Here is a 10,618-nt window from a genome sequence, read left to right as displayed (position 1 = left end):
CTAAGCTCAAGCCACACAGTCAAAGCCTGCGTTCGTTTCCTTAATAGACAATCGAGAAATTATGAAACAGATTCTGATAGGAACTACACTGGCGGTATTCGCTACTTTGCTAATGGCGTGTTCTGACGATAAAGTTGCTGCGCCTGCCGCCGAGAAAGGCTCTACGTCAATAAGTATCGACACGGGTGAGGGCTCCTTTGGTTATAAGAGCGACAGCGATGGCGAAAACACATCGCTCACGGTTGATGCCGATGGTGGCGACGGTAAAGGCAAGAAATAGGTTTGCTTTGCCGCGTAGCCGATAAAGGACTAATCGAATTAAATGATTTGTCCTTTATTTTTTTAATTAGTTAATTCGCGTTGATCTCAATTGGCGCAAATCCCCGATAGATCCTCTATAAAATGCCCCAGTGCGCGGTGTTCTATTGCTCTAATTTTTTCTTGTTGTGCCGCTGTCAGCATGTGATACATCGACGCAGCACCAAAATCGCCGAACAAAATATTGGCTTCGTCATCAAATAAGGTGTTGTGAGCGTATAAATCCCCGTGACACACCTGCTGGGCATGCAAGTGTTCGAATACCGATGTCATTTGCTCAATCATTTTATTAATTTGTAGCGTAGTGAGTGAAAAATTCTCTGGGAAAATATCGCGGGTACAGCTGGCGAAACTCGGGGGAAGTCCGAGGTTTTTATAGTCTGGCGGTATCAGCTTCATGATCAATGCGCGGCAGTCGGTCTCGTTTACCTGTGCAAGGGATTCGACTAAATTAGGGTGGCTCCCCACTTTTAAGCAGGCGCGCAATTCATCTTGAGGGTAGCCATCACTGGTCACTTCGCCTTTAAATATTTTAACGGCAACTTCATTTGGAAACTGATGCTGAGGTGAATTCCACGTTGCTTTGGAAATAACGCCCGAAGCCCCCTGACCCAGCACTTCGTGCAGAGTTAAATGCGACGAGTTTATTTCCGGGACACTAGCCTGCGGTGCTTCGCATTCGCTAAAAGGATTGCCAGCAAAGGCAAACCACGCGAGGTTCGGAAGCTCAAGCACGTGCTCGGGGCAGTGCGTAATCTGATTGGCAGAAATTCGCAGCAATTCAAGTTTTTCACACCGCGATAAACCGATGGGTAATTGTTGTAAGCGGTTGCCGGCTAGCAGCAGTTTTTGCAGCTGGCGGCACTGGCCGATAGTGTCAGGTAATGCTTCAAGTTTATTGTCGGTTAAGGTAAGCCAGCGCAGTGTTGGTGGCAGTGCGCGCTCAGAGATTCGCGCTATTTGGTTGGCCTTAAAGCCCACCATTTCCAAACTCTCGCATTGACCGAGTACCTCAGGTAGTTCGACAAACCGGTTGTTAGAGGCAAAGATAATCTTTAGCTTTTTAAATTGGCTAAGTTCTTTGGGTAGGCTGCGCAATCGATTATTGGATAAGTCGAGAATTTCCAAGCTGTCTGCTAAGTCAAAAATTTCGACTGGCAATGACGTGAGGTCTGCGGACAAGTTAAGGCGCTGTATGCCTGCCAATTTGCCCGATTGTAGCTGCGCTAGGGTATGCAAAGTATCAATTCCGTGGTGAGCGTCAATTAAGCGCTTGAAGCCTACTGAATAAGCCCGTAAAAAGAAAGAAACGAATCGCTGGCGAGTCTGTAGCTCAGCCTAGCAAGGGCAAGGTAAGCGTATGAACGGTGACTCAAGTACCCGCGATAAATTAGCGCTCGAGCGGACGCGACTAGCGAACGAGCGCACATTCCTCGCCTACGTTCGCACCGGTTTGGCCCTGCTGGGCGCTGCCGCTGTGTTGTTTCAGTTCTTTACCGAACTCAATGCTAATATCGCCATCGCCTGGATTTTAGTTATATTTGGTCTGGTCGTGCTGGTCGTTGGCCTATTCCGGTTTAATAGCGTTCGAGCAGAGCTGAACGCTTATGCGGACGATTTGGATAAGCCTAGCGAATAGTCCTTATATTTAACGCAGTACGGCTTCCTGGCTTACTGAGGCGACCAGCTGTCCGGCCTGAGTGAATATTTTACCTTCCGCCAAGCCTCGGCCATGATTGGCCCAGTGGCTCTCAGTGCGGTACAGCAGCCACTCGTCGACTTTAGCCGGCGCATGTATTCTTAAAGTGTGATTCAGTGAAGCGAGTAAACGCATGCCAACTTGGCGCCCATGGGGCACGGCGATGGTGCCGGGTAGCCAATAGTCAGACATCAATGCGAGTAGTGCATGATGACTGCGAGGGTCTTGCACATCTATTGCGGATGGGGTGCGAAACCAGTAATCCCGCTTCGCTTCAGTGGGGTTCTCAAAATACAGCTCTGGTTCAAGGAGTCGCAACTCAAAGAGATAGGGCTTGGCGAGAATATCGGCAACGATGTCCGGCAATCGGTGACGATTCGCTTGAGCAAATTCTTGCAGATTTTGGAGTGACTCCGGTGGTGGTGGATTGCCCATGTCGGTGAATTCGTGACGAGCGCCCTCTTCGCCTTCATGGAAGGAACACAGCATCTCAAATATCGTTCGCCCGCGCTGCTCTGCCCTAACTTGTCGAGTTGCAAACCTTCGGCTATCACTTAGCCGTTCTACCTTATACTCGATCGATTCATTAATAATACCACCGCGGATGAAAAAACCGCTGAGACTGTGACAATGCCATGCTGGGACAGTTAGATTAGCAGCAGCAAGTGCTTGGCCGAGTGCTTGCCCACCAAAGGTGACCCCCGCTAAATTATCCAGATTATGCAAAGCGCGGAAATGGTCCTCGCCAATAATATCAAGCTGTAAAATTTCGGTAGCGCTGGGAATGGCTCGTGTGCTAATGCTGTTGATCACTAGGATTGTACTCGCAGTTGCATTTTTAGGGCTGTAGAGCTTATTTAACTACCGCGGCGAGATCAACCTGTCCTCGGTCTGCAGGGGAGGCAAGAAAGGCTGCGTTCAAAGTGCTCAAAGAACAGATTTTTATGTGTTACCTTTAATATTCTGCCATTGGCCATTATAACAGGGTGCTCGCATGGATATTATTCGTATTATTTTCGCTATATTTTTACCGCCGGTAGGCGTGTTTTTACAAGTTGGTTTTGGCAAACACTTTTGGCTCAATATCATTCTCACCCTGTGCGGTTACCTGCCGGGTATTATTCATGCCGTCTATATTATTGCTAAGAAGTAGCTAGGTGACCCTTAGGGAAACACAAAGGCGGCTACACCGCAGCCGCCAACTTGCCACCCTACTCGATGGTGCCTGGTCAATTCCCTATACGCCGTGGCGATTCGGAATTGACTCCTTACTTGGCTTGCTGCCGGTAGCGGGGGATTTCCTCAGTGCACTGCTCGGCTTGGGTGTCATATGGCAGGCGCGCAAACTTAATGCCCCGACATCTCTGCAGGTACAAATGCTTGGCAATCTTGGTTTGGATTTTTTACTCGGCAGTGTGCCGGTGATTGGCGACATCGCTGATGTGGCGTTTCGCAAAAATATGCGCAATGCGGAGTTACTTGAAGCGTGGGCGGCAGAGACAGGAAAGCGGTAGAAAATTTTGTTTTCCGATGGTATGCACTCTTTAACTCTTCCAATAGGTTGGCGTCAGCACCAAAATCACGGTCATAAACTCCAGTCGACCAAGCAACATTCCCAGACTTAAAATCCATTTGCTGCTGTCTGGCAGGCTAGAGAAATTTCCTGCTGGGCCAATGATGTCGCCAAGTCCAGGGCCGACGTTCATTAATGCTGTGGCGGCGCCGGTCAGGCTGGTGGTGAGATCTAGCCCGCTGAGCGCGAGCAGTAAAGTGATGGCAACAAGTGAGATCAGCATAATAAAAACAAAGGTCACAGTGGACAGTACAATACTGTCGTCGACTGGACGTTTATTGTAGTAGCGTCGGATCATGGCGCGGGGATGAACGGCGCGCACGATGCTTTCTTGCATCATCATAAACAGAATTTGAAAACGGAATATTTTTATACCGCCGCTGGTTGAACCAGAGCAGCCGCCGATAAACATCGCGAAGAAAAAAGCCGCGACGGCCAGCTCGCCCCACTGAGAATAGTCGCCGCTGGCGAAGCCTGTAGTGGTGATCACTGACACTAAATTAAAAGTAGCGTAGGTAAATGCGTGGGCCAGGTCGATGTCGGTTTCTGAGAGCAGGTGCAGGGTAATAATCACGCTGAGTATGAGCAGAGTGAGTAAGAATCCGCGAATTTGTTGGTCGTTAAATACCCGCCAATGGCGCTTTATAATAAAGTGTACGTAAATGGTAAAAGGCATCGCGCCAAGAATCATAAAGAAGATTGCGATCCAGTGGCTGGGCAAATCGGCGAATTGGGCGAATGAGCTGTCCGAGGTGGAGTAGCCGCCAGTAGAGATGGTGGTCATTGCGTGGTTGACGGCGTGGAAACTGTCCATGCCGTCTAGCATATAAGCGCCGGTGCACAGAAAGGTCAGCAAGATATACACGTAAATGATCATGGTAACCATCGTGCCCGAGCGCGTGGTTTTGTCTGACCAATCTGAAGATTCGGTTTGGAATAAGCGCATACCGCCCACTTTTAAAAACGGTAGAATAGCGACGGCCATACCGATGACACCAAGGCCACCGATCCACTGCAACATCGAGCGCCACAACAGAATGTCGTGGGCCATGCCGTCCAGACCCACTAGTACCGTAGAACCGGTGGTGGTCAGGCCGGATACTGATTCAAACACCGCATCGGTGAGCCCGCAAAAGCCGGGTATTAATAGGAACGGTAGCGCGCCGGTGAGTGAAATCAGTAGCCACGAACTCGTGGTGATTAAAAACATTTGCCTCGGCGTCAGCATATTCATGCGGTAGGACCGGGAAAGTATCCAGCCCCCAGCAGCTAGGCTTAGGGTTAAGCCGAGGGCGCTGGCAAAGGCGCGGCTATTGCCAGTGTGGTAAATCACTGCCATGAGTAGTGGTACCGCCATGAGTAAACCGAATACCAATAAGACTAAACTGCAGACTTTGAGGACGGGTTTGACCAGGGTGGCTTGGCTCATCATGGTATGAATTATAGTGCGGTTCAGCTCATGGCTGCCCTGGCTCTACTTTGATGATACCGAGCTCGGCAGAACCTGCGCCGCAAGAAATAATCGATTTGAACGCGGCGTCGAGCTTAATGTCGGGGCGCGGTTCAACACAGTCTGGCGGCAGATGGTATACAAAGCCTGAGGTGGGGTTGGGGCCGGTGGGTACAAATACCGTGAACCAGCCATTGCTGTGACGGCTGGTGATAATAGCCGTGGCGCGGGAGGGTATGTGACTGCCATAGAGTTGCACTACTGCCGCCTCGCCGCGGGTGAATGGCGAGTTGCTATTGGTGCCAAACATCTGCTGGATAATATCGCGAATCAGTTTGTAGCCCGGTGCAAAGCGCGCTAAATGCGCATCGACGAAATTTTGTAGCCAATTTCCGGCACGGGTAGCGACGAGGGTGCCGACCATAAAGCAGCCGACCAATATCAGGGCGATAACAGCAGCATCGATGAATAAGCTTGGTGCGCCGGTAATTCGCTCCAGTGGATCTGTGAGTGGGGCAATGAGTGCTTGAACGCTGTGCATTGCCCAGCGCAGGGCCAGTAATAAGATAACAATCGGGGCAATGACCAGCACGCCACCAATAAAAGACTGGTTAATAAAATGCTTGAGCTTTTTCATAATGATCCGGGCTCGTCTTAGTCGGTGCTTATAGTAGCGAGTTTAGCGGCTGACTACACCGCAAATAAAACTGTATTTGTGCCTGGGCGCGTTCGAGTACTATCGGCTTTTTCACTGTTATCGTTTAGTGGTGACGTCAGCGTACCAAACTTAGTAAGCCATCGAGTAAACGCTCTAGTTTGCGCAGGGAACCGCATTCTGCCACGTAGTGCGTTGCGCTCTGATAACGGCGTATTTCAGAGTCGCCGGTATTCCAATTGTGTTGCGATTCGGGGTTAAACCACAGCACGAGGCGCGCGCGATGGTATATTTCACGCAGTGAGCCTATGCCGCTGTCACCGCCATTGCCTCGGCCATCGCCCAATATAATCACGCAGCTGCGCCGGTTAAGTTTTTCGGCAATTTGTTCGTGGAAGGTATTCAGTGCAATGCCATAATCGCTGCTGCTCAAGCCGTGACGTTGCTGGACAATGGCCAGTGCTTCGTCAGCGGGATACTGGCGAAATAAATCTGTGACTTCAATGCTACGGCTACAAAATACGAAACAGCGGGTGCTGGGTAACACCTCGTTGAGGGCTTGCATGAACAGAAGTAGAACCCGGGACCAAGCACTGACCGAGCCGCTGATATCGCAGAGTACATAAATATCGGTTTTGTCTTTGCGGGTGGTTTTCCAATAGCGGTGAAAGGGAATGCCGCCGTAGGCAATATTACGGCTTAAGGTCTTGCCCAAATTAAGTTTGCCTTTGCGGGCGTGGCGCTGGCGTTGCCGGTGGCGGGCGGCGAGCTTTTTAGCGAGTTTGCGAATCAGTGGTGGCAGGCGATCTCGGTGGTAGGACTCCATCGCCGACAGCGAGCTATTTTGAATAATATCGTCGCGGATAGCGCGATTAGCGGCGTCATTATTGAGCAATAGTTGCCGGTTAATAACATCGGTAACGGCGTCGATTTGGCCTAACCTGATTTGTTCGAGCCAGTTGGCACCGTCTTTGTCGCCAGCGTCGAGCAGTTGTTGAATATCACTTTGGCGTTGCTTGTCGCCTAGTGCGTCGAGAATTCGGCGCCGGTAAATACCGCGCTGGGTGCGGAATTGAATGTTCTCAAGGCCAACCTCGGCTGCGGCTCGCATCACCTCGGCGCGGGTTTGACTGCCCTGTCCGCCACCGCCGCCTCCTTTGCCGGGAAGCGCGGCATCACTTTGCCCTTCACCACTGCTTTGGTCCTGACCATTGGCGTCGTCGTCGCCGTCGCCTTCACCTGTTCCCTCGCCCTTGGCGTCTACGCCATTTTCAGCATCGGGGGCGTCGGTCGCGGCTTGTTCGGTACTTGGCAGCTGATTTTGCTCAGGGTCGTTGGCCGCTTGCGCGCCGCCTAAGTGGAAAAACCGCTCAAAGCAGAGGCCGAAGGTGTCGTTGTCGTCGACGGTTTTGGCGAGGCAGCTGGCGAGGCCATCGCGCAGTAAATCTGGGTCGCTATAGCCAAGAGCCGCGGTCACTTGCATGGCGTCTAGGGTTTCAGCTGTCGACACCGGTAGCCCGTGATGGCGGAGGTGGCGAATAAATTGCAGCAGCGTATTGTCCATGGCGGGCTGGGCTTACAAGCCGCTATCGGATTTTTTGATCAAATTGTGCAGCTCCGGTGTGATCATAGCGATGTCTTCCTCGTATTTGAGCAGTACATTGAGGGTGTCTTCGACCAGCTGTTTAGACAGTTTGTCGCTATGGAGTAAGAGCAGGCTGCGCGCCCAGTCGATGGTTTCGCTAATGGCGGGCTGCTTCTTTAAATCAAAGCTGCGCACGCTGTGAACAAAATCAACCAGTTGGCGACGCAGGGCTGCGGGCACCTCAGGGACTCTGCTCTGCACAATCTGGTTTTCCAATTTGGCTTCTGGAAAGGGGATATACAGATGCAGGCAGCGGCGCTTGAGGGCATCACTGAGATCGCGGGTATTATTACTGGTGAGAATAACCAGAGGCTTGTGGGTCGCACTCAGGGTGCCGATTTCCGGTAAGGTCACCTTGAAGTCGGCGAGGATTTCCAGCAATAGCGATTCAAACTCGTAATCCGCTTTGTCGATCTCGTCAATAAGCAGCACCGCCCCGCTGTCGCTCTGCAGGGCTTTGAGCAGTGGCCGAGGTTCAAGAAAGCGTTCAGAATAAAAAATATCGTCAAAATTGTGCAGGCGGTCTACGGCACTGCTTAAGCCTTCAGCGCCATTGAGTATTTCGTGTAACTGTTCTTTTAAAACCTGCACGTAAAGCAATTGCTTGCTGTACTTCCAGTCGTATAGTGCTTTGCTCTCGTCTAAGCCTTCGTAGCACTGAAGGCGGAACATGGGTTTGTTGAGCATCGCAGCGGTGGCATTGGCTAGCTCGGTTTTGCCCACGCCCGGCGGTCCTTCAATGAGGATCGGGCGCTCTAATTGCTGGGCAATATGCAAGGTGGTGGCAATGGCTGAGCTGGCGATATAGCCCTGCTCAGCCAATTGGGTAATGAGGGTGTCGATACTTTTACGGGCGTCGCTCATAACAAATATTCCAATACCTAGCTGTGTTTGTTGTCTTGGCTTTGGGGCGATACAAGATGCGCCACGGCCGGCCAGTGCTGGGGGTGGTCGCGTTGAATTAGCGCGACGCTAGCCATTTCGTGGTCGGCAAAATCAAAGCCGGGGCATACCGCCTCAGAAATGAGCCCGTAATCGCTATCCAGTGCTTCAATGTGTTTTAACTCTGAAGCCTTCCAGTAGCCACCGGGCACCAGCATTTGCAGTGACTCACCGGCGGCAATATTTGGCCCCAATATTGGGTGGCTGATCTCGCCATCTGGCGCGATCAGGGTGTAATGCAGGGCGCAACCACCCTGCCAGAAATGCAGAATATCCGAGCGATTGCGGTGTAGGTGGCCAATAGGACTGCCGGCGCTGAGCAAATAGTAGATAGATGACATCGCAGCGCGGCCATCAATGTTGTGGGCTGCAGTGTAACTTCGCCGGAAATAGCCGCCTTCAAGATGAGGTTCAAGGTCGAGCTGGGCTATTATTGCTGCACTGTTCATCGCGGTAGCCGGTTCAATGCCACGTTTGGTATTTGCATCAGCCACCGGTGGTGTTCATAAAGCGCACTATTTGCGGCTCGCCGTCGAGCTCGAAGTGGTGGCGCTCGGGTTTTAAGTCCATGGCGCCGATGATGGCGGCCTGCAATACATCAGTATCGCCTGGGTGAGCCTCAATAATTTCTTTTAGGTTTAACGAGTGTTCATTGCCAAGGCACAGTAATAAGCGCCCTTCCACCGTCAGTCGCACGCGATTACATAGGTGGCAAAAATTGTGACTATGGGGCGAGATGAAACCAATACGGCTTCGGCTGTCTGCCATGCGGTGATACCGCGACGGGCCGCCGGTAGTTTCGGTGCTGGTGGTCAGGGGGTAGCGGCTGTCGATGATGTCGCGAATTTGCTCACTACTGATGAAACTTTTGGCGCGGTCATGTTCACTTATTTGACCTAAGGGCATTTCTTCAATAAAGCTGATGTCGACGTTTTTGTGGCGAGCGTAGTCGACCAGATCCAGTATTTCGTCGTCATTTCTGCCCTTGAGAATCACCGCATTGAGTTTAATGCGCTGAAAGCCTGCCGCAACGGCGGCGTCGATGCCCGCCAATACTTTACTGAGCTCGCCGAAGCGGGTTAGCGCCTTAAAGCGATCTGGCTGCAAGCTATCGATGCTGATATTCATGCCGGTTAGTCCAGCTTCTTTAAGCGGACCGGCATATTTTTCGAGTTGGGCGCCGTTGGTGGTCAAGTGGAGCTGTTCGAGTTGTTCGAGCTTGCCGAGGCGCTCGATCAGCGCCATCACATTATTGCGAACCAGCGGTTCGCCGCCGGTAAGACGAATCTTTTTGACCCCTAGCTGCACAAAACTGCTGGCAATATCGTATAGCTGCTCAAGACTGAGAATTTGCTTGCGGGGCAAAAAGGTCATATCTTCCGCCATGCAATATACACAGCGGAAATCGCAGCGGTCGGTAACCGAGAGTCGCAGGTAATCGACACTGCGACCAAAGCGGTCTTGTAATGGGGCGCTTGTGCTAGTCATACCGCCGATATTAACACAGCTGGGGCCAACTGACCCCGTGTGCGGTGGGCTGTAAACGGATTCTAAAAAAATTATTTTCGTCAATTTGGGGGTTAAAAATGAAGTTTTTCAAAGTCTTAGTAGGAGTTTTGCTTTGTGCTGCCCTGCCCTTGCAGGCCGCTGAATCTGGCGCCAATACACAAAAAGCGGCTGCTGCAGAGGCCTCTGCGAGTGCGCAGACGAATCAACCGGCGGTAATTTATGATCGCCACGGGCAGCCAATAACGGCAATGCAAGCCGGAAAAGCCCGTGCCGCCGAAGCCGCAGTGCGTAAAGCGGGTGTGCCGCCGGACTCCACCGAGGCCGCCATGATCCGTATCAGCATGGGGCAATCGCCAGATACTGCGTATGAACCCAATGATGGTATTTACGACGCAGAAGGCAATCCTATCGATAGTCGTCAGGCCGCAGAGGATTTGGCGGTAGTGGAAGTGATGCGTCGCGGTGGTATTGAGCCGGGCTCCGAACAAGATGCGCAAATCCGCGCAGCGGCTAAGGGCGAGGCCAAGACCCCCGAGGGCGAGCCCGTCGATGAGCAAACGATGGAAGAGGTGGCCAAGGAAATTGCCGTACAGCAAGCTATCCTCGCCACGGGCGCGCAGCCTGGCTCAGCCAATGAGTCCCTAATTCGTATGGGCGCCGATGTCATGGCGGAAAAATTTAAGAGCTGGCGTTAAGCCGAAAACGCGAATTTAAACTTGGCGGCCTAGCGCCGCCAAATTGATTTTGTCGCTGTAAAAGTGGCGTTTTTTGCCAGTGTCCTGTCTCCATTTGTCATTGTCTGTAGCGGTGTGGGGAGTAAAGTGTGG

The 10,618-nt window shown here is 51.8% G+C and carries 13 protein-coding genes; 5 read left to right on the top strand and 8 right to left on the bottom strand.

The features are described from left to right. The first annotated feature begins 61 nt into the window (after positions 1 to 61). Positions 62 to 280, top strand: a complete 219-nt coding sequence (locus ABYT30_RS10310; protein WP_373081600.1) for a hypothetical protein — start codon at positions 62 to 64, stop codon at positions 278 to 280. Between the two features lie 86 nt (positions 281 to 366). On the opposite strand, the gene ABYT30_RS10305 is transcribed toward ABYT30_RS10310, so the two are convergent. Beyond that, on the bottom strand, positions 367 to 1,557 hold the full coding sequence (locus ABYT30_RS10305; protein ID WP_373096327.1) for a leucine-rich repeat-containing protein kinase family protein: 1,191 nt from the start codon (positions 1,555 to 1,557) through the stop codon (positions 367 to 369). 121 nt (positions 1,558 to 1,678) lie between these two features. Between ABYT30_RS10305 and ABYT30_RS10300 the strand changes: the two genes are divergently transcribed. Further along, the gene (locus ABYT30_RS10300; RefSeq protein WP_373096325.1) at positions 1,679 to 1,957 is read left to right on the top strand and encodes a DUF202 domain-containing protein; all 279 of its coding nucleotides are present in this window, start codon (positions 1,679 to 1,681) and stop codon (positions 1,955 to 1,957) included. Between the two features lie 9 nt (positions 1,958 to 1,966). Here the strand turns inward: ABYT30_RS10300 and ABYT30_RS10295 are convergent, their stop codons facing one another. After that, complete coding sequence (locus ABYT30_RS10295) at positions 1,967 to 2,830, bottom strand: acyl-CoA thioesterase (RefSeq protein WP_373083631.1); 864 nt, start codon at positions 2,828 to 2,830, stop codon at positions 1,967 to 1,969. 181 nt (positions 2,831 to 3,011) lie between these two features. On the opposite strand from ABYT30_RS10295, the gene ABYT30_RS10290 reads away from it, so the two are divergent. After that, on the top strand, positions 3,012 to 3,170 hold the full coding sequence (locus tag ABYT30_RS10290) for a YqaE/Pmp3 family membrane protein (protein WP_373083632.1): 159 nt from the start codon (positions 3,012 to 3,014) through the stop codon (positions 3,168 to 3,170). Positions 3,171 to 3,174: 4 nt separating this feature from the next. Further along, entirely contained in the window at positions 3,175 to 3,531 is a 357-nt protein-coding gene (locus ABYT30_RS10285; protein WP_373083633.1) for a DUF4112 domain-containing protein, read from the top strand. Positions 3,532 to 3,561: 30 nt separating this feature from the next. On the opposite strand, the gene ABYT30_RS10280 is transcribed toward ABYT30_RS10285, so the two are convergent. The 6 genes from ABYT30_RS10280 to moaA form a co-directional block, all read right to left on the bottom strand. Beyond that, entirely contained in the window at positions 3,562 to 5,022 is a 1,461-nt protein-coding gene (locus ABYT30_RS10280; RefSeq protein WP_373096323.1) for a TrkH family potassium uptake protein, read from the bottom strand. A 25-nt stretch (positions 5,023 to 5,047) separates the two neighbouring features. Beyond that, a complete protein-coding gene (locus ABYT30_RS10275; RefSeq protein ID WP_373083635.1) occupies positions 5,048 to 5,677 on the bottom strand; it encodes a DUF502 domain-containing protein in 630 nt (209 codons plus the stop codon). Between the two features lie 136 nt (positions 5,678 to 5,813). Beyond that, a complete protein-coding gene (locus ABYT30_RS10270) occupies positions 5,814 to 7,259 on the bottom strand; it encodes a VWA domain-containing protein (protein ID WP_373096321.1) in 1,446 nt (481 codons plus the stop codon). 12 nt (positions 7,260 to 7,271) lie between these two features. Continuing rightward, complete coding sequence (locus ABYT30_RS10265; RefSeq protein ID WP_373096319.1) at positions 7,272 to 8,204, bottom strand: AAA family ATPase; 933 nt, start codon at positions 8,202 to 8,204, stop codon at positions 7,272 to 7,274. 17 nt (positions 8,205 to 8,221) lie between these two features. Beyond that, positions 8,222 to 8,776, bottom strand: a complete 555-nt coding sequence (locus ABYT30_RS10260) for a cupin domain-containing protein (RefSeq protein ID WP_373096318.1) — start codon at positions 8,774 to 8,776, stop codon at positions 8,222 to 8,224. Further along, positions 8,769 to 9,770 carry a GTP 3',8-cyclase MoaA gene (gene moaA, locus ABYT30_RS10255; RefSeq protein ID WP_373096316.1) on the bottom strand — a complete coding sequence of 334 codons (1,002 nt, stop codon included), beginning with the start codon at positions 9,768 to 9,770 and terminating at the stop codon, positions 8,769 to 8,771. The genes ABYT30_RS10260 and moaA overlap by 8 nt, the downstream gene beginning before the upstream one ends. Positions 9,771 to 9,868: 98 nt before the next feature. Here moaA and ABYT30_RS10250 point away from each other — a divergent pair, with 98 nt between their 5' ends. Then, complete coding sequence (locus tag ABYT30_RS10250; protein WP_373084542.1) at positions 9,869 to 10,486, top strand: hypothetical protein; 618 nt, start codon at positions 9,869 to 9,871, stop codon at positions 10,484 to 10,486. Positions 10,487 to 10,618 lie beyond the last annotated feature (132 nt).

Origin of the sequence: Zhongshania sp. (assembly GCF_041623545.1) — a bacterium.
Lineage (GTDB): Bacteria > Pseudomonadota > Gammaproteobacteria > Pseudomonadales > Spongiibacteraceae > Spongiibacter.
The sequence above is the reverse complement of the archived record's forward strand: the minus strand, read 5'-3'. Positions and strand labels throughout refer to the sequence as shown.